Origin of the sequence: Microbulbifer marinus, from assembly GCF_900107725.1 — a bacterium.
Lineage (GTDB): Bacteria > Pseudomonadota > Gammaproteobacteria > Pseudomonadales > Cellvibrionaceae > Microbulbifer > Microbulbifer marinus.
The window spans coordinates 758,196-777,146 of the sequence record NZ_FNQO01000001.1 but is presented as its reverse complement, the minus strand read 5'-3'; the positions used below and the strand labels follow the sequence as shown (position 1 = coordinate 777,146).

Annotated in this window: 19 protein-coding genes; 12 read left to right on the top strand and 7 right to left on the bottom strand. The window is 58.9% G+C overall.

All coding sequences use genetic code 11. The annotated features are described in order from the left end of the window. Positions 1-90: 90 nt before the first annotated feature. From BLW36_RS03410 to BLW36_RS03380, 7 genes are all read left to right on the top strand, one after another. Positions 91-1,242 carry a serine hydrolase domain-containing protein gene (locus BLW36_RS03410; RefSeq protein ID WP_244506113.1) on the top strand — a complete coding sequence of 384 codons (1,152 nt, stop codon included), beginning with the start codon at positions 91-93 and terminating at the stop codon, positions 1,240-1,242. Beyond that, a complete protein-coding gene (locus BLW36_RS03405; RefSeq protein ID WP_091385167.1) occupies positions 1,242-1,469 on the top strand; it encodes a SlyX family protein in 228 nt (75 codons plus the stop codon). Before BLW36_RS03410 ends, BLW36_RS03405 begins: the two co-directional genes overlap by 1 nt. A 622-nt stretch (positions 1,470-2,091) precedes the next feature. After that, a complete protein-coding gene (locus BLW36_RS03400; RefSeq protein WP_091386913.1) occupies positions 2,092-2,742 on the top strand; it encodes a YiaD family glycine zipper/OmpA-like lipoprotein in 651 nt (216 codons plus the stop codon). A 405-nt stretch (positions 2,743-3,147) separates the two neighbouring features. Then, a complete protein-coding gene (locus tag BLW36_RS03395; protein WP_139304804.1) occupies positions 3,148-3,456 on the top strand; it encodes a hypothetical protein in 309 nt (102 codons plus the stop codon). Between the two features lie 472 nt (positions 3,457-3,928). Further along, entirely contained in the window at positions 3,929-4,396 is a 468-nt protein-coding gene (locus BLW36_RS03390) for a hypothetical protein (protein WP_091385162.1), read from the top strand. 68 nt (positions 4,397-4,464) lie between these two features. Further along, on the top strand, positions 4,465-4,833 hold the full coding sequence (locus tag BLW36_RS03385; protein WP_091385160.1) for a SpoIIAA family protein: 369 nt from the start codon (positions 4,465-4,467) through the stop codon (positions 4,831-4,833). Positions 4,834-4,867: 34 nt separating this feature from the next. Continuing rightward, complete coding sequence (locus BLW36_RS03380; RefSeq protein ID WP_091385158.1) at positions 4,868-5,668, top strand: class I SAM-dependent methyltransferase; 801 nt, start codon at positions 4,868-4,870, stop codon at positions 5,666-5,668. Between the two features lie 201 nt (positions 5,669-5,869). On the opposite strand, the gene BLW36_RS03375 is transcribed toward BLW36_RS03380, so the two are convergent. From BLW36_RS03375 to BLW36_RS03360, 4 genes are all read right to left on the bottom strand, one after another. Further along, complete coding sequence (locus tag BLW36_RS03375; protein ID WP_091385156.1) at positions 5,870-7,255, bottom strand: L-serine ammonia-lyase; 1,386 nt, start codon at positions 7,253-7,255, stop codon at positions 5,870-5,872. Between the two features lie 235 nt (positions 7,256-7,490). Further along, complete coding sequence (gene cmoB / locus BLW36_RS03370; protein WP_091385154.1) at positions 7,491-8,468, bottom strand: tRNA 5-methoxyuridine(34)/uridine 5-oxyacetic acid(34) synthase CmoB; 978 nt, start codon at positions 8,466-8,468, stop codon at positions 7,491-7,493. Positions 8,469-8,475: 7 nt separating this feature from the next. After that, positions 8,476-9,219 carry a carboxy-S-adenosyl-L-methionine synthase CmoA gene (cmoA, locus tag BLW36_RS03365; RefSeq protein ID WP_091385151.1) on the bottom strand — a complete coding sequence of 248 codons (744 nt, stop codon included), beginning with the start codon at positions 9,217-9,219 and terminating at the stop codon, positions 8,476-8,478. A gap of 100 nt (positions 9,220-9,319) precedes the next feature. Next, entirely contained in the window at positions 9,320-12,232 is a 2,913-nt protein-coding gene (locus BLW36_RS03360; protein ID WP_091385148.1) for an insulinase family protein, read from the bottom strand. A gap of 198 nt (positions 12,233-12,430) precedes the next feature. Here BLW36_RS03360 and BLW36_RS03355 point away from each other — a divergent pair, with 198 nt between their 5' ends. The 3 genes from BLW36_RS03355 to BLW36_RS03345 are packed head-to-tail and all read left to right on the top strand — an operon-like array spanning position 12,431 to position 14,265. After that, a complete protein-coding gene (locus BLW36_RS03355; RefSeq protein WP_091385146.1) occupies positions 12,431-13,144 on the top strand; it encodes a DUF599 domain-containing protein in 714 nt (237 codons plus the stop codon). 3 nt (positions 13,145-13,147) lie between these two features. Beyond that, positions 13,148-13,471: a nucleotide pyrophosphohydrolase gene (locus tag BLW36_RS03350; RefSeq protein ID WP_091385144.1), complete on the top strand. Its 324-nt coding sequence runs from the start codon at positions 13,148-13,150 to the stop codon at positions 13,469-13,471. Positions 13,472-13,476: 5 nt separating this feature from the next. Continuing rightward, complete coding sequence (locus BLW36_RS03345; protein ID WP_091385141.1) at positions 13,477-14,265, top strand: methyltransferase; 789 nt, start codon at positions 13,477-13,479, stop codon at positions 14,263-14,265. A 26-nt stretch (positions 14,266-14,291) separates the two neighbouring features. Here the strand turns inward: BLW36_RS03345 and BLW36_RS03340 are convergent, their stop codons facing one another. After that, positions 14,292-14,789 (bottom strand): DnaJ domain-containing protein, encoded by a 498-nt coding sequence (locus tag BLW36_RS03340; RefSeq protein WP_244506112.1) that lies wholly within the window; start codon positions 14,787-14,789, stop codon positions 14,292-14,294. A gap of 47 nt (positions 14,790-14,836) precedes the next feature. After that, positions 14,837-16,102, bottom strand: a complete 1,266-nt coding sequence (locus BLW36_RS03335) for a porin (RefSeq protein WP_091385136.1) — start codon at positions 16,100-16,102, stop codon at positions 14,837-14,839. Between the two features lie 452 nt (positions 16,103-16,554). On the opposite strand from BLW36_RS03335, the gene BLW36_RS03330 reads away from it, so the two are divergent. Together BLW36_RS03330 and msrA are read left to right on the top strand one after the other, a co-directional pair. After that, positions 16,555-17,178 carry a class I SAM-dependent methyltransferase gene (locus BLW36_RS03330; protein ID WP_091385133.1) on the top strand — a complete coding sequence of 208 codons (624 nt, stop codon included), beginning with the start codon at positions 16,555-16,557 and terminating at the stop codon, positions 17,176-17,178. A gap of 8 nt (positions 17,179-17,186) precedes the next feature. Continuing rightward, positions 17,187-17,816 (top strand): peptide-methionine (S)-S-oxide reductase MsrA, encoded by a 630-nt coding sequence (msrA, locus tag BLW36_RS03325; protein ID WP_091385130.1) that lies wholly within the window; start codon positions 17,187-17,189, stop codon positions 17,814-17,816. Positions 17,817-18,006: 190 nt separating this feature from the next. Here the strand turns inward: msrA and BLW36_RS03320 are convergent, their stop codons facing one another. Further along, on the bottom strand, positions 18,007-18,852 hold the full coding sequence (locus BLW36_RS03320; RefSeq protein WP_091385128.1) for a sulfurtransferase: 846 nt from the start codon (positions 18,850-18,852) through the stop codon (positions 18,007-18,009). Positions 18,853-18,951 lie beyond the last annotated feature (99 nt).

Sequence of the window (18,951 nt, the reverse complement as noted above, 5' to 3'; positions counted from 1 at the left end):
TAGATGGCGCCATGCTAACCATTTGCGCCGGGGAGGGGAAGAAATTACCCTTGCGCTCCCTTTGTCAGCTTGCTGGAAGTTACTGGACGGATGCCCATGGATTTATACGGCTTTTGCGCCCCCGGTTTTGAGCCGCTCTACGACACTTTTGCCACCAATTTCCGCGAGTGCGGCGACAGCGGTGCCGCGTTTGCGGTACGCCAGCACGGCGAACTGATCGTATCCCTGTGGGCGGGCAGGGCGGATCGTGACGACGAGACCCCGTATACCGAAGATACCCTGGCCAATGTGTTCTCCTCCTCCAAGGGGGTGCTGGCGCTACTCGTTATACAGCAGGCGGCGGCCGGCAACCTGGATCTCGACCGGCCGGTAGCCGATTACTGGCCTGAGTTTGCCGCGGCCGGTAAGGATAAGATTACTCCACGCCAGCTACTGTGCCACCGTGCGGGCCTGGTGGCCTTTCGCGAAAAGGTGGCGGATGGGCTTATCTACGACTGGGAAGGGGCCTGCGACAAGGTCGCGGCGACGGAACCCTGGTGGGTGCCGGGAAGTCATCAGGGGTATGCGCCCTTCTTGTATGGCTGGAGCCTGGGGGGACTGCTGGAACGGGTTTCGTCAACTGCGTTGCCGGAGCTTTACCGGCAGCAGCTGGCCCAACCCCTCGAACTGGATGGCGGTTTCGGCGCAAACGGGCACAGGTCCTCGCGCATTGCCGATGTGGGGCCGCTGAAGCAGCCGCTGCCAGAGCTGCGTGAGAACGCCGTCGGACGTGCAATCAAAGAGGATCGTAAGGGGCCGGTGGCGATGGCTTTCACCAATCCGGTGAGCCTGATGATGGGCACCAACAGCGCAGAGTGGCGCGGCGCGCTGATTCCCGCGGCGAATGGCCATTTCAGCGCGCGTGATCTCGCCGCCATCTACGGTGATCTCGCCTCGGATAAGCCGGCCGCGCTCCCGCAGGAGCTGGTCGAAGAGGCTCGGCGAGAGCAGAGCCATGGGCGCGATGCGGTGCTGCAGGCTGAGGTGAGTTTTGGTTGCGGCTTCATTCGCAGTGGCAAGTCCGCCGACTTGCGCTTCGGCGGCGAGCAGGGCTTCGGCCACCCCGGCGCAGGCGGTAGTGTCGGCTTCGCCGACCCCGAGCGAGGGGTCGGCTTTGGCTACGTGACGACCCGACTCGGGCAAAGTTTGTTCATGGATCGGCGGTCCGTGAGTCTGGTAGAACATCTTTATAGGTTGCTGTGATGGAAGACAAACTGGCGGTATTGTCCGCCCGTGTGGATGAGCTGGAGACCCGCTTGGCCTTTCAGGAAGATACGCTGGCCCAGTTGAATGACGTGATCGCCGGCCAGGACGCCAATCTCCGTGCCCTGGTGACGGCGTTGCGGGAGCTGGGTGATAAATACAGGGACCTGTCCTTTGAGGCGCAGGGTGGCAATAAGGGTGGTCAGGAAAAACCGCCCCACTACTAAAGCTGGCCTGGTCGCCGCTCTGGGGCGGTGCGGCGCACACAAAGTGGTACGAAGGTACCTTTATTCGCGCTCAGCAGTATCCCGGCTTCATTAAGCGCAAATTCTTCTAAAAAAAAAATTTAGGTCCCGCGAGTCAAGTATTGACAAAACTTTTTCCACATGGCGAGTGGTGGCGGAGTGCAAGGCGGCGACCGCCGAATTAATTGGTACGCAAAATCTTGAAATTTCCCTAAGTGTCTGTTTTTTAAGATAAAAAAAGGGGGAGTGTAAAAAATGCGCAAATTGCTGGGAGCAAGAGTTTTTGCTGGTTGGCGCCGCCTTTTACCGTGTCATGCACAGAGTTATCCACAGAACTTGTGGAAGAAGGGCTGTGCGGTGGCGCAAGTCGGGTGTCGTCGTGGGGAGGCTGCTGCCGAAACGCGTGGCGCATTTCCCGTTGCTAATTGAGTGACAATCGGTAGACCTATTGACGAATAAGCCCTAGGCTTCGGTACCGAAAACAAGAGGCCGGTTCAGCTGCCAGTCAGTTGAGGTGGCAATAATGCAGTTCAAAGACGCGGTGGTGATCGGCCGCCGCGTGTCTCGACACCCGTTCAAAGACAAAGCGTTAGGAGAACCTTACATGAAAAAATGGGTAGCAATGATCGCACTGGGCTCGCTGGTGGGCTGTACCACGCTGGATCCCTATACGGGTGAAAGCAAAACCAGTAGTGCGGCCAAGGGCGCCGGCGCCGGTGCTGTCGCGGGAGCCATCATCGGTGCGGCTACCGCCAGTAAAAAGGACCGCAAGAAAGGTGCCCTGACCGGTGCCGTCGGCGGCGCGGCCATTGGCGGTGGCATTGGCTACTACATGGATCGCCAGGAAATGGCACTGCGCCAGCGTCTCGAAGGTACTGGTGTTCGGGTGCAGCGCGAGGGCGACAATATCCGCCTGATCATGCCTGGCAACATCACCTTTGCTACTGATCGTGCCGATATCCGCACTGACTTTTACGACACGCTGGACTCAGTGATCATCGTACTGAAAGAGTTTGATCAGACCGCGATTCGCGTGAGTGGTCATACCGACAGCACTGGCTCTGACGTCTATAACCAGACTCTAAGTGAGCGCCGCGCCAATTCAGTGGCTAGCTTCTTTACCGGTCGCGGCGTGGCCAGCGGGCGTGTGCAAGCTGTTGGTTATGGTGAGCGCTACCCACTCGCGAGTAACGACTCAGAAGCGGGCCGTCAGGCCAACCGCCGCGTCGAGCTGGAGTTGCTCCCGCTCAAATAATATGAGACAAAACGGCAGGGCCGAGAGGCCGCTCGAGCATGGAACGCCAGTAAGCCGTTTTGTAGAGCCGCAGAAACCTGCGGGCCTGGGACCGGGATGGTCCTGGCGACAAAAGGGCACCTCGGTGCCCTTTTTTTTTGTTGCCGAGTATTATCAGTGGAAGAAGGCGCCCTAGGCATTGCCGCTCATCGATCGGAAGTGAACGGTGCGCCCGGAGAATAAGGAGATAGCAGGGTGGGATGGAATCGACACGGGTGGAATCAGTTCGTGGGCAGCTCAGTTTTTGCCCTAGCACTCTGTTGCACTGCTGACCTCACGGCGGAGGAGGCGCAAGCGGTCACCGCCGGCGAAGGGCCTGCGGATAGCCTGGCCCTGCGCTATGCGGAGGCAGAGCTGGTGGCACAAGTGCAGATCACCGGTGTTCACCGCGATATTGACAACGCGCTGTCTGAACCGGGCATGGTTGCCATTTCCGGTTATGTGTACTCTGCGGTTTCCCGGCAGATTTGGAAGGGCGAGGCCAATCGTCTGCTCGCTTTTCGCCTCGGTCTCGAATTTTGTGACAAGAAGTTAAAAAAAGGCGAAAGCTATCTAATCTTCGCCAGCCCCGACAGTTTCGGCCGGCTGCAGTTGCGCAGCTGTGAAGCGGCGGTGGCCGAATCCGAAGCCACCAATATGCTCGCGCGGCTCAAGGATATTGAAAAGCAAGGCTGAATCGACAGGCATACGCTTTGACCTCTGGCCACCCGCGGGAGACGAAGTTCTCTTTAAATACCCGCCCTATATGTCACCCCAGATCCACGACAGAGTGTCGAGTTAACCGTTGATCTCTACAGGACAAAACATTTCGAATCGCTTCGATTGTCCAGTCACTGAAGCTCCTTAAAGCTTTCGGTTCTAGTTCCTCCATTTTTTACAGCAATCCGAACTGTAATAGAGGAATATTGTTCCTTGAAGAACCCCAATGGCGAGTTATTCTTATCAATATTGGCGTCACCTTCTTCCAGTGGACCCGAAAGTGCGGAGAACGTCTTGGCGCCATGAGGCTAGAGTAAGGCATATTGTTATCGCGAGGCCGCCGGCATACAGTCACATCTATTGTGTCCATGCCGGCCTGGCACAACATAGTAGGCCTTGCGAGTGATGTCTCCATCCACGAAACAGTCAGGGGTCAAGAGGTGGGTTTATGAAGAAGCTTTTAATTCCGCTGATAATTCTATTGCTGATTATCGGCTATTTCATGTCGCGCGGCGGCGACCACGAGGCCAAGGACGCCTACGATTCACTCGAGCAGCCTGACACTGAGCAAATGGACGATACGACAACCCCTCCGGATGATATGTCTACACCTCCGGACGGTATGGGTACTCCGGATACGCAGATGCCGCAAGAGCCCGATGACACCGATACCACGCCTCCCGGCGGAGTTGAGGACGAAGCAGAAGAAGCTGGGCGTGACGCCGGTCAGGCATTGGACGAGGCCGCGGAAAAGACGGAGGAAGTGCTGGAAGGCGCTGCCGAGAAAACCGAAGAGGCTCTAGAGGACGTGGGAGAGGCCGCGAGAGAGGCAGCCGAAGATGTGAAGCAGGCGACAGAAGAGGCTGTCGAAGAGCTTCGTGATGACGACAAGCAGAATGACCAGCCGCAAAACTGAGTCCGAAAGCTTTTCTGCATACGGTAAAGCCGCGGCGCGAGCCGCGGCTCTTCTCTTTTATTAGATCTATGATCGATCATCAGTGGCATCTTTCCCACACCGTTCTCGAAGTGAAGCCTCTGGGTCCGTTGACCGCAGAGGACTTCCAATCACTGCAGGCACAAGTCGATCCGGTGATCAGTGAACACGGCCGGCTGTCTGGGCTGCTAATAAACGCCCAGGACTTCTCCGGCTGGGAAAGCTTCGCTGCGCTGGTATCCCATTGCCGCTTTGTCCGCGATCACCACAAGCACATCCACAAGATTGCCGTCGTGTCCGATGAACCCCTGCTCGGCTATATGCCGCGGCTGGTCGACCACTTTGTCAGTGCTGAGGTGCGTCCCTTTTCTTCCGTCGAGTTTAAGCGTGCTCTGGCGTGGCTCGGTGAAGCGGGTTAGCATCGCCGGTCCCAATTTCTCTTCTGGAACAAATGTGAGCAACGCCTTGGCCATCGTAGCCAGCGCGGCAGAGTATCTTGCTGCGGCACAATCACTGGCAACTCAACTGCAAATCTCCTGTCTGGATTGCCGGGACCCGGTAGAAATCGATGAGTTCTCTTATGTTTTGCAGTTGGATGAAAGGTTGCAGCTGCGGGCAACCGGCCGCAAGGCACCTGGGCCGGTGGCGGTGGATTTTGTCGGCGGCGCGCTGGCGCACCGGCGCAAATACGGCGGTGGCAAGGGTCAGCAGATAGCAAAAGCGGTTGGTGTACGCGGTGGCTTTTATCCACGAGTTGTCGACGCTACCGCAGGGCTCGGGCGCGATGCCTTTGTGCTGGCGTCGCTCGGCTGTCACGTATTGATGCTGGAACGCAATCCGGTAGTGCGGTTGCTGTTGAGCGACGGTTTGCGGCGGCTCAGGCTTGCCGCGCAGGAGGATCGAGAGCTGGCCGCGATCGCCACCCGCCTGGAGCTCTGTGAGGAAGACATTTCCGCAGTTGAGTGGCTGGCGCAGCAGTCGCCGGAATCTGTACAGGTCGTGTATCTGGATCCGATGTTCCCGGAGCGCGGTAAGAGTGCCAAGGTAAAGAAAGAAATGGCGGCCTTTCATCAGCTGGTTGGCAGCGATGAGGATGCGGACGGGTTACTGGCGCCGGCCTTCTCGGCCTGCTATTACCGCACCGTGGTCAAGCGGCCGCGGCTTGCACCATTTCTGGCCGATAAAAAACCCACTCTGTCACTGGAGGGGAAGTCGGGGCGCTTTGATATCTACACCAAGCATGGCGTTCCCTAGTAAACATTTAGAGCTTTTGGCGAGAATTCGATTTCACCAGCATCTGTGGCGAAGTGAAGGTAGAGAATTCCGTATAGCCGTGTGCTGCAGACAATGATGGCGGAATTCCCGGCCTGATCATCTGCTGCTAACCGGTTCGGGAAATGCGTGTAAAAGAAAGGATAAGTACCGTCGTGGTCGACGGTACTTAGCGGGCAAATATCAGCAGTTAACGGCGTTCACCGCCAAGCCGCCAAGGGAAGTCTCTTTGTACTTGCTCTGCATATCGATACCGGTCTGGCGCATCGTTTCGATAACACTGTCCAGCGGCACTATGTGTGCCCCATCGCCGCGCAGCGCCAGACGGGCGGCGTTGATGGCCTTAACCGCGCCCATCGTATTGCGCTCGATGCAGGGTACCTGGACGAGGCCACCGATCGGATCGCAGGTCAGCCCCAGGTTGTGCTCCATACCGATTTCCGCGGCATTCTCGACTTGCTGGTTGCTGCCCCCTTGGACCGCGGCGAGCCCGGCTGACGCCATCGAGCAGGCGACCCCGATCTCCCCCTGACAGCCGACCTCGGCTGCAGATATGGAGGCGTTCTTCTTGAACAGCATGCCGATGGCGCCGGCGGTGAGTAGGAATTTCACCACCTGATCCTTCAGGTCGCCGTGTTCCTGTGGGTCGTGTACGAACTGTACATAATAGGCAATCACCGCCGGAATCACGCCGGCGGCACCGTTGGTCGGCGCGGTGACAATACGCCCGCGCGCCGCGTTCTCTTCATTGACTGCCAGTGCAAACAGGCTGACCCAGTCGAGAATCGCCAAGCCGTGGTTGCGCTCCTCTTCAGACTGCTTGCTGAGCTCGCGATACAATTCTGCCGCGCGCCGGCGTACATTCAGCCCGCCGGGGAGCACTCCCTGCTGGCGGCAGCCGCGCTGAATCGATGCATCCATTACCTCCCAGATCTGCCACAGCGCGTCCTTTACTTCCTGCTCATTGCGGAAGGCCTTTTCATTTTCCATCGCCAGGTCGGCGATGCTCCAGCCGTGCTTGTCGCACAGGTCCATCAGCTGATGCGCGGAACTGAAATCATAGGGGAGCAGGGTAGCTATCTGATCCTTGTGGGCAAAATCCTCTTCAGACAGTACGAAGCCGCCGCCAATGGAGAAGTAGCTGCGTTCGAACAGCAGTTCGTCGCCGTCATATGCCTGGCAGGTCATGCCATTGGCGTGCTGGGGCAGGAACTCGTCGTTGTGGAACAGCAGATCTCGATCGCGAATAAATTCAATATTGTGGTCATCACTCAATCGCAGTTTGTGGTCCTGCTCGATAAGCGCCATCTTGTCGTCAATGGTGTCCACGTCGATGGTGTCGGGTGACTCGCCCAGCAGGCCCATCAGTACTGCCATATCGGTACCGTGGCCGATGCCGGTAAGAGCCAGAGAGCCGTACAGGTGCACCTGTACCCGATCGGTTTTCTGCAGTTGGTTACGGCTGTCCAGGTCCTGCACGAACTGGCGCGCGGCGACCATGGGGCCCACGGTGTGAGAGCTGGAAGGGCCGACGCCGATCTTGAAAAGTTCGAAAACGCTAATGCTCATACAAAGTCTCTGAACCGGAATGCATTATGGGAACGGGTGCCGCGCAGTGGCGATAAGCTGACAATCGCACACGCGGTCCCGCAGGATGCTTATAGGATATAGTTGCACCAATAGAGGGCGAACTTTGCCGAAGCAGACGCAACAATCAAGGTGCTATCTGCCATTCCGGATAAAATTCTATAGCTGCGCGATCTGGCGGGATTAATGCGCCTTTAAATCGCTCAAGTAATAGATGCTACGGCGCTTTGGCGACTACGACGGCGCGTTTGGGCAGCGGATGGCCTTCGATCGTCTGATTGGGTGACTCCGGGTCCAGGAAGTCGGCCAGTGATTCGAAGCGCATCCACTCGGTGCGGCGCTGTTCGCCGAAACTGGTGATGTTCTGATCCACGGTGGTCGGGTCTTCGAAGCCGCACTTGCGCAGCCAACTTTCGAGTGTGGCGCAGCTCGGAATAAACCAGACATTGCGCATCTTGGCATAGCGACCCTCAGGGACAAGGCAGTCACCCAGCTCGCCGTCGATTACCAGGGTTTCCAGGACCAGCTGACCACCGGGGCGCAGTGTCTCGCGCAGCTCGCGCAGGTGATCCATCGGCGAGCGGCGGTGGTACAGCACACCCATAGAGAAAGTGGTATCGAAAGCCTGCAGGTTCGGGGGCAGGGCCTCAATGCCGAGTGGCAGCAGGTCTACCGGTTGCTCCTCGCCGAGGTATTTTTTCAGGGCATAGAACTGGGCGACGTATTTCGCCGATGGATCTATGCCGATAACGCGGCGCGCACCGGCGCCCAAAGCTCGCCAGCAGTGATAGCCATTGCCGCAGCCGACATCGAGCACGAGGCGGTTCTCCAGCGGCTCGAGGTGTGGCAATACCCGGTCCCACTTCCAGTCCGAACGCCACTCGGTATCGATAAAAACATCGAAAACGTCCCAGGGGCCTTTGCGCCACGGGTGCAGTTTGCGCAGTTGTTGCTCCAGCGTTTCCAGCTGGCCTTCTGAGGCGTCGGCGCTGCATCCGATGCGCACCTTGTCACCCAGTTCGATATAGGAAGCGGTGATATCCGGCAACCCGTCGAGGGCGGCCTGCCAGTCGGGTAGGTCACCCCAGCGGTGAGGACTCAGGCCCGCGGCGACCTGCTCCGGCAGCTTTGTCAGCCAGGGCCGCAGCGCGGGGATGTGTTGCAGGGCGGCGTAGAGTTGGGTGTAGTCAATCACGGTGCAATCACTTTCCGGCCTTGCCTTTGATCGCAATCAATGAGGCAAAATTGAAACACTGAAACCAGACATCGACGCTGGAAAAGCCGACGGCTTTGAGTCGTTCGCGGTGCGTGTCGAGGGTTTCCGGGATCAGCACATTTTCCAGCGCGGAGCGCTTCTGCGCTATCTCCAGTTCGCTGTAGCCATTGGCCCGCTTGAAAGAGTGGTGCAGATCGATCATCAGTTCACGGTGGTCGGGATCGGTGAAATCGACTTTCTCGGAAATAATGAGTATGCCACCGGGGCGCAGGCCGTCGTGAATCTTCTGTGCAATTGCCAGACGCTGCGCCACTGGGATAAATTGCAGGGTAAAGTTCAGTACCACCACCGAAGCGTTCTCGATGGCGACGTTCTGCAAGTCGTCGCAGATGAGCTGTACCGGCACCTGGCCGCTGTCTGCCGCCAGTACCTTGCGCGCCTGTTCCACCATTGCCGGGGAATTGTCGACGGCAACAATTTCGCAGTTCGCCGCTGGAATACGGTGGCGCATGGATAGTGTGGCCGCACAAAGGGAGCTGCCGAGATCGTAACAGCGGCTGCCGGCCTGGGCATAGCGTTCGGCCAGCGTACCGATCATCGCGACGATGGTGGTGTAGCCGGGCACCGAGCGCTGGATCATATCCGGGAAGACTTCGACCACGGACTGGTCGAATTGGAAACCGGCCACATCACCCAGCGGGTTCGCGTAAATATTGTCGTGTCTGGTCATGCTGCTTTCACCGGCATTGCCGGCGCTTCTATCTGATCGCGGAAACGGAACCCGCCGTATTTCACGGCAGGCCCATTACTATCGTCCGCCATGCGAGGCGTTAAAGTTTCTCTTCCTGTAGATCCAGTTTCAGGCCGGCTTCCCGTCCGAGGGCACCGGTTACCACCGCCGTGCTGGCCTTTTCCGGTTTCAGGTAAGTTGCGGCGACCCGCTTAAGATCCTCGAGGCGCACTTCCGTCACCTGGCGGCGGAACTCTTGACGCACCGCATGGCTGCGACCATAGAGGTTTGAGTGGAAAGCCTTCTTGGCTTCGCCGGCGGGTGAGCCCGGCTTGTCCAGTGCGCCGACAACGCCGAGTATCGCTTCCTCCACCTGTTCGTCCTTGTGTTTCTCTGCCGTCAGCCACTTCAGTGAGGCATCGAAGTCGGCGAGCGTCTCTCCCATCCGCGGGTCGCGGTACGAGTAGAAACGGAAAACACCGATATTGCTGTCATGAGTGGCACCGCCACCATAGGCGCCGCCCTGCTCGCGAATGGTCCGGTGCAGATAACCGTTGCGCAGGAAACCGCCGAGTACGGCCAGCGGGGCGGCATCGGGATGGGTCATCGGCACGGTGGCATAGGCCTTGGCGCAGAAGTTGACCTGGCTGTTGGCGATCCACAGCTGCTGGATATGCTGGCTCTCGAAGGGCGCGTTGGGGTCCGCCGGCGGTAGTGACGAGTCGACGGCCAGCGGCGCGAGCGCCTGGGTGAATTCCGGCAGCTTGTCCTCTTCGCCGATCAACAGGAACTGGCGCGGGGCCGCGAGAATTTTCTGATGTATGGCCTGGAATTGCGCGGCGAGTTTTTCCAAGCCCTGTTCGGCATCCAGACCGCGCACCAGTGCCTTCAGGTTGCGCAGCCCCAGCAGCCCCCCGGTCGCATGGCTTTCAAAAGCGGCGCGGTTGTAACCGGCGCTGGCCGCCGCCATCGCCAGGGCGTGGCCGTTACCCACTACACCCTGTTCGCGCCGCGCCAGTGTCTGCAGCAGCAATTCCTTGATGCGCGGCAGCTCGTCGAAGCGGACCTGTTCCATGGTGGCCTGCATCAGTTCGGTCAGCGCCTCCTGATTACGTGCCAGCGCCTTACCGGACAGGATAAAGTGGCCGCTCAACTGCTGCAGATCGTCAATTGCGGTGCGGCTGCTGGTAAAGCCGTGCAGAGCACCGGCGACGCTGGTCTGCCACTGCTGGACTTCCAGGTAATCCTTATCGCCGAGGCCGACCTCGCTCAGTACCTGGCAGTAATAGGGCAGCAGCTGCTTCTCCTCTTCGCTGAACTCCGGCAGGGCGCTGACCATCTGCTGATAGACGAGGCCGTTGGTGCCAGCGCTGTAGCGGGTTAGCTTCTGCTTGCCGAGATCAACCTCTTCGCCCTCTACCTTGGGCAGTTCCGGTGGAATATCTTCCACGCCGACTTTGGGCAGGATGGATGCGTCATCTTCGCGTTGCTGGCGCTCGGCCAGTGCATGGGCGGTCTGGATGATCTGTTTCTTGTCACCGTCGCTCAGTTGCGTTTTGATCTCCGCCAGCAGCGCCTTCTCGTCGGCTTCGCGACGCTCGGCGAGCTTGTCGTCCGGGGACAGTATCAGGCGCACGCGGTGCTGATTCTCTACCAGCAGTTTGCGCGCCTTGTCGGCGATAAAGCGCGGGTCCTTGATCTGTTCGCGCAGTTTTTCCAGGGTTGCATCGATATTCAGCAGGCCGATCGCGTCACCGCGGTGGGTGGCGCCGGTCAGGGCAGTCAGTATCAGCTGCAGGCCGTACGGGTAGCCGTCGCCACCGATTTCACGCTGCTGTAGTTCCAGCTGATGCAGGCTGGCGGCGACCTGTTCGTAGGGCACGCCTTTTTCCGCCACTTCCTCCAGTACGGTCAGCACCTGCTGTTCCAACTCGTCGGCACGCTCGCGCTCACTGCCCTCAATGCCGCATACGAACACCAGTTCGCGCTGTGAGTCGTCCAGGCCCACGAGTGGCGAGGGTGAGGTGCCCAGCTCAGTGGTTTCCAGCAGTTTCATCAGCGGCGAGGCGCTGTTGTCCAACAGAACGCCGGCCAGCAGGTGGGCAGTCAGCGCCTCCTCCAGGTCCGTGACATCGCCGAGCAACCAGCCTAGTACTATGTGGGTCTTCTCCTTCAGTTCCTCCTCACCGCTGAGGGGGTAGTGCTCCTCAACCCGCAGCGGCGCCTGATAGTGGTCTTCGCGGCCAACAGATATGACCTTGTGCAGGGGCTCGAACTTGTGCAGCGCCTTCTCCTCGAATACCGCCTGGTGTTCGGCGGCGGGGATGTCGCCAAAGGTCATGAAGATGGCGTTACTCGGGTGATAATGAGTGCGGTAAAACATTACCAGCTGGTCGTAGGTGAGCTTGGGAATATCTGCCGGATCGCCACCGGAGTTGTGGTGATAGGTCGTCGTCGGAAACAGGTACTTGCTCAGCGTCTGCCAGAGCTGGGAGGTCACCGAGCTCATGGCGCCTTTCATTTCGTTGTAGACGACGCCCTTGTATACCAGTTCGCTGTCCGGATTGTCGGTTTCGGTAAACTCCAGGCGGTGGCCCTCCTGGGCGAAATCCAGCGGATCCAGGCGCGCAAAGAAAACCGCATCGAGATAGACGTCGAGCAGGTTGTCGAAATCCTTGCGGTTCTGGCTGGCGAAGGGGTAGGCGGTCCAGTCTGAACTGGTGAAGGCATTCATAAAAGTGTTCAGGGAGCGCCTTATCATCATGAAGAACGGATCCCGTACCGGATACTTGTCGCTGCCGCACAGAGCGGTATGCTCGAGGATATGCGCTACACCGGTGGAGTCCTGAGGCACGGTGCGCAGTGCCACCAGAAACACGTTCTCCGGATTGTCGGCGGCGATATGCAGGTGTTGGGCGCCGGTACTGACATGGCGGTACTCTTCGACGCGGACACCTAGGGATTCGATTTCTGCGCTGGTGACCAGTTCAAAGGCGGGATGTGAGTTGTTCAAAAGACAGCTCCCTGGGTATATATATGAATTCTGTGCCGGAGGTAGGCCCCGGCGGATGGGGCGCTATTCTACCGTCTCGCTGTAGCGGAAAAACAGCGCCGCGGCGGAAAAATCGATGTTGACAAGGGTGCCAGCGGAGCAAAAACTGCGGTGAGTTCCGGCCCCCGGCATAAATGTAGACGAACACGGAGAGAGACGTTGTCATTGTTGGATGTCGCCAGCGTCACTGGCTTTTTTATTACCTGGGCGGGGTATACCGTCTTTGCGCGCAAGAAGGCAAAGGTGACCTGGTCACTGTCGTCATCGCTGCAGTGGTATCGGGTCGAATGGATGTTGCGCATGTTGGAGCGCGACATGCGCATGCCGGACGCCGCCATTATCGGCAACCTGGAGCGCGTCATCGGCTTCTTTGCCTCCACCAGTATCCTGATACTGGCGGGTCTGGTGACAGCCCTGACGGCTAACAAGGCGGTAATCGAGCTTCTGAGCACCCTGCCGTTTGCGGGGCAGACCTCGGTAGAGCAGTTTGAACTGAAAGTATTGCTGCTGGTGCTGATCTTTATTTTCGCCTTTTTCAATTTTACCTGGTCACTGCGCCAGTACTCCTTTGCCAATGTGTTGATCGGTGCCGCGCCACCGCCCGAGGCCGAAGAAATCTCTGCGGAGGAGCGCCGCCGCTTCGCCATCAGCACGGCCAAGGTCATTGATCAGGCCGGACACAGCTACAACTATGGCCTGCGCTCCTATTACTTTGCAATGGCGGTAATGGCGTGGTTCATCCATCCGCTGCTGTTTACTGCCGGCTATTTAACGGTGGTCTGGGTGCTGTTTCAGCGGGAATTTCGCTCGCGTACGCTGCAATCGATCCTCGCGGCGGAAGGGCGTACCCTCGGCCAGGAACTTGAGAAATAAACAATGGATACAGTCGACATTCTGTCCGCGTTCGACGACATCGCCCGCCGCCGCGGCTGGCAGTCCCTGCATACGCCGAAAAACCTGGCCATGGCGCTGTCCGTAGAGGTGGCGGAACTGTGTCGCCATTTGCAGTGGCGAAGCGACGACGAGATCGAAGAATTTGTGCAGGCAGGGGGCGCCGGCCAGGTGGCTGCCGAACTGGCGGACATCCAGATGTATCTGAGCAAGCTGGCCGTGTCCTTGGGCGTCGATATGGATACTGCGCTGCGCGAGAAGATTGCGGAGAACCGCCGCCGCCATATTCACGACGGGCGGGATCTGTAGCCGAGATGACTTCTGATCAAATATCTGATCGAAATTTTGACGACCTGGCGCACCGGTTCCGGGATCGCATTTACGGCGGGTTGAAGGGCGATATCCGCCTGGCAGTGCTGAACCGCGACCTGGCGCCGCTGTTGGCAGATGCTGGTTCTCTGAAAGTCGTCGATGCCGGCGGCGGCCAGGGGCAGTTCGCCATGGACCTCGCGCAAGGTGGCCACCGGGTCTATCTGGCCGATATTTCGGCACAGATGCTGGCGCAGGCGGCCGAACAGCTGGCGCGGCGGCAGCTGCAGGAGCGGGTCACGTTGCTGCAGCGGCCGCTGCAGGAACTGCCGCAGATTCCGGAGCTGCAGGGCGCCGACCTGGTGATTTGCCACGCCGTACTGGAGTGGCTGGCCCAGCCGAAGCAGGCCGTGGAGCAGTTGCGCGATTTGCTGAAACCCGGCGGTTATCTGTCCCTGACCTTCTATAACCGCCGCGCGCTGGAGTTTCGGCTGCTACAGCGCGGCAGTTTTCGCCAGCTGGATCGCAATATCGAAAGCGGTAACTGGGGCGGTCACCCCGGCAGCCTGACACCGCGGAATCCGCTGTTGCTCGAGTGGGTGCAGGACTGGCTGGCGCAGGCGGGTTTAACGGTTGTCGCCCATAGCGGCATCCGCTGCTTCCACGATTTTATGACTCCCGCCATTCGCGAAAAACTGCCGGCCGCGGCAATCGTGGGAAAAGAGCTGGAATATTCCCGCGAGGATCCCTATCGGCAGCTGGCGCGCTATGTGCACCTGCTGTGCCGGCTATAGGTGGCCCCGCGTAGCCGCGTCAAAGGCTAAAGATTGCGCAGCAGCAGCTCCTTGGCGGCATTAATGCGCGAGGCAAGGTAATCGTTGCCGCCGCGGTCCGGGTGGAGCTTCTGGATCAGCTTGCGGTGAGCGCTGACGATTTCGTCGCGACCGGCATCCTCGTCGACACCGAGAATACGGCGCGCCTCGGCGGGGGTGAGGGGAGGGGCTTTGTCAGCGTCTGAGGTCTGCTGCTGGCCGTTTGCCTGTTCCCGCTTGGCCTGAGCATGCCTGGCGATCAGCGGAGCCAGCCAGGGCAGATGCCGGCCGAGCCAGCTCAGGGCCCGGCCGAGAACGGGTAGTACCAGTGCAATGGCGGCAGCCACCCAGTGCAGCCGTCCACTGACGGCCAGCAGCACTGCGGCCAGCGCCAAGCCGATCAGCATCCACTGCAATAGTAGCTTGCGCCTTTGTTGCGGTGCGCTGCTCTTGAATTTTTGCCATGCCAGGTAGGCAAATATGCCGACGGCAATCAGTAGGATCATGCGGCCCAAAGACAGTACCCTCTGTGAAGCTTGGGTCCGCTAGCTTATCAGATGTCGACCCTTATGCCTGCGGCGATAAAGTCGCCCCGGGATCGAGCCACATCGTTGCTGTCGTCTTTGCCGCTCTCGAGGTAAAGCCGCACCCGCTCGTTCCACTGGTAATTGAAGCCGAGGAAATAATAGGCCAGGCGATACTTATCTCCGGTAACCAGTGCTTCCTCGAAAATTTCGTCCTTGTGAGACTTCAGCAGGTTGTGGCCCCCATAGAGGGAATAGCAGTTGTATTTGCCCCAGGTCCAGCTTACAAAGCTCTCCGATCCTATCGCATTGAAGAAATTGGTGGCACCCACGGTTGAACTGGGAGGGGCGAGCTCATTGTTGTGGGAGCGATGCCAGTTGTACGCCGCGTAAAGTCCCTGCTGGAAAGCGCCTCTGCCGTAGGCGACTCCGCCGATAAAGGCGAAATTGTTACTGCTGGCATTGATCACCTCGTCGTCCCTGATCAGGATTCTGTTGTTCGGATCGCTGATGTCGAAGAGTAGGCCGTGCTCGGTATAAAGGTCCAGATTCGTCCGGTTGTAGGCGGTGCCGAGAAACAGCCCGGTACCGACATCCACCTTGTAGGTCAGCGAGATACCGCGGTTCAGTCCCCACTCACAGTCCCCCGGCGGGCATACCAGTAGCGTGTCCGGGCCCCTGACGTTCTCCACCGAAATATCAAGATCCGCAACGTGCGCGGCGTATTGCAGGCCGACTTGGAATTCCCCACACAGGGCCCGCCAGCGCTTGCGCCAGGTCAATGCCCCGTCGGCGCGGCCGGTACCCGTAACACCGCCATCGCCGCCCAGGGCAAAAGCGCCGCTGGCCAAGCCGCCGGACACGTTGTACCAGTCGGTTATATACGCGACATCGTAATAGGTCGCCCACTGTTTGCCGGCGGCGAACTCGCCCCAGTGTTTATGTTTGGCATAAGCGTGGCCTTGGCGAACAAAGAGTGGATCTGCCTGCTCGCCGGGTTCCGCCTGCTGGTCACCGGAAATGATGATGTTTTGATTCGGCGAAACCAGCCTGAGACCCCACTCGATATTAAATCCGGCGTTCCAGTCTTTGTAGGCAGGTGTATCGAGATTGAAGCCGAGGCGAGAGGCGCCATCGATCAACTCGGTGTTCCCATCAATATTTGTTTGGTGCGTGGTCATGTAGCCCTGAATATAAAGGGCGACCTGTTTGGATTCATAGACCGGCAGGGCCTGGCCTTTTGCCGCGACCAGTATTGACAGTGCCGTGAAGGCTGTTGAGCTGAGTCTACGCATCGCACTATTCACTTATTCCCTGAGCTGCTTGTGCAGTTGTTCGCTGATTGATCGATATAAAAAGTAGTCGAGTAGCAGGGGCTGGGATATGTGAACGAGCGTGGCGAAGATGTTTTTGGCGGATAGCGCTTTTTACTGGCGGAACAGTTCCCAGATTTTGATCGCAAGACTGGTAGCTCGATCAAGTTTGGCGCGCCGGTGTCTCTCCGGTTGGCTGCCGATTTCGCGTGTGGTGGCAGCTTCTCTATTGGATTCTAATATGCCGGCGCGCTTCGCTACCCGGAAAGCGGGGCAAGAGTGAACGGTCTTGGGCCGAGTTTGGTGTGGCTGAAAGCCATTGAATTGAGTGGGCGGCTGAAGCTTCGTCCGATTGACGATACACTGGCTACTTCATGCAGCGATTAGCGCGTCCATGTCTGAATTCTGCAATTATAGAGGGTAAATACAGAACCATGGCTTCCAGCACTCTCAGTCGTCGCCTGTTTGGATTGACCGTCCGCCAGAATGCGCATGCCGATATGCGCAGGCTGCGGCGCCAGGCGGGAGACGCCACTCTGCACGGTAACAAATTCTGGAAGAGTTCCTGCCTGATGATGGACTATCTGAAGCGTCATCCCCTGAACAAGGGCGCCAGAGTGCTGGACCTGGGATGTGGCTGGGGACTGGGGGGCATTTTCTGTGCGAAGCACTTCGATGCGCGAGTGACCGGCCTGGATGCCGATCCCAGTGTTTTCCCGTTCCTGCAATATCACGCGGAGCTGAACGGCGTGAGCGTCGACACCTGGCGCTGTCGCTATGAGAAGGTAACCAAGTCCGATCTGTCCAGGTTCGATGTGGTGATCGGCACGGATATCTGTTTCTGGGATAATCTCGAGCCGCTACTTTATAATCTCACGCGGCGCGCCCTGCAGTCGGGCGTCGAGCGCGTCGTGCTGGCCGACCCGGGGCGCTCACCATTCTTCCGTCTGGCCCAGCGAGCGGAGGAGAAGTTGGGAGCCGAGTACCTGGACTGGGAAGTATCGCGGCCAATGAAAGCGACAGGCTGTATTATGGTTGCCGGACAAACCGGCGCTTGAGGTGATTGATGCAATACGACAAATTCCAGATACCCGATGCAGACCAGATCTTACCTGGACGGGAACAACCGATGGACATCAGTGCGGTTCATTACGTCAACGGCACGCAGATGAAAGAACCTTTCCCGGACGGCATGGAAAAAGCCATTTTCGGGATGGGGTGTTTCTGGGGTGTGGAGCGGCTGTTCTGGGAGATCGACGGCGTCTATACCACGGCCGCCGGTTATGCGGACGGTGCTACCGAGAACCCGAATTACGAGGAAGTGTGCAGCGGTCGCACCGGCCATGCGGAAGCCGTGTTGGTGGTATACGATCCGGCCAAGGTGAGCTACGGGGAACTGTTGCGCCGTTTCTGGGAAGAGCACGATCCGACCCAGGGCATGCGCCAGGGCAATGACCTCGGCCCTCAATATCGCTCTTGTATCTTCTGCTTTAACGAGGCCCAGCTGGAAGAAGCGAAGGCGACCAGAGAAGCCTTCCAGAAGTCGTTGGTCGAAAAGGGGTTTGGTGAAATCACCACCGAGATCGGCATGGCGCCGGAATTCTACTACGCCGAGGAGTATCACCAGCAGTACCTGGCCAAGAATCCCGATGGCTATTGCGGCCTGGCCGGCACCGGCGCCTGCCTGCTGCGCTGAAAACCATTTCTTCCGGCAAGGGCCGACGCTGCCACCGTCGGCCCGCCGCTTGCCTCTCTCCCCGACGGCAATCCGAAGCCGCCCATTCCACTGAATGTTCCACTGCGATCCCATTGGTGCAGTGGGGCTAGTGCCAGCCTGTTGCTATTTCGGACTATTAATTGCGTGTGCCGATTGAGGTGGCACCGCGCTAGCAGTTTTCTGTGTCTGTTGCCGGGTAGACAATATGTGCGCACCAGTCACTCCAGCTGCCGGGATAGAGCAGGGCGTCGGTGCAGCCAATCAGGTGTAGCGAAAACAGGTTTACGCAGGCGGTAACGCCGGAACCGCAATAGTTGACCAGGCGATCGTCCGCGGGGATGTCCTGCCAGTGGTTGCGAAGCTCGGCAAATGACTTGAGTCTGCCGTCCTCATGGGTGACTCCCTGCCAGGGCTTGTTCAGGGCTGTGGGGATGTGCCCGGCGATAGGATCCAGCGGCTCCTCTATGCCGGCAAAGCGGTGCGCGTCGCGGGCGTCGACCAGCTGCCAGGGCGGGTTGTCCAGGTTGCTGTACACCTGCTGGTGATTGAGCAGCATCGCGTCGCGGGGACTGGCGACGAAGTCTCCCGGCGTCGGCCCAGCGGTGCTCGCACTGAGCGGCATATCTGCCGCGCGCCAGGCCTTGAAGCCACCGTTCAATACCGCGACATTTTTGTGGCCGAAATAGTGGAACAGGAACCAGGCGCGGGCGGCAAACGCGAGGCGGTTATCGTCGTAGACTACGACCAGGGAGTTGCGGTTTATCCCGCATGCGCGGGCGAACTGCTGGAAGTCTTCCGGATGCGGCAGCGGGTGGCGGCCGCCGTAACGGCCGAGCGGACCCGACAGGTCTCGGTGCAGGCTGGCATGGTGGGCGCCGGGGATATGTCCCTCGGCGAAAGCCCGCGCGCCGGCGTCGGGGTCGGCTAGATCGTAGCGACAGTCCAGGATCACCAGATCCGCTGCCGGCGCCATGTCTGCCAGTTCGCTTACTTCGATGACTGCTTTCTCGCTCATGCTCGCCGCGCCGTTACTTTTATCGTTGTTGTAGGGGCGAAATTAAGCGCAAGCGCGGATTTTGTCCAGCCTCGGGGCCTGCCTTTCGCATCGACGGCC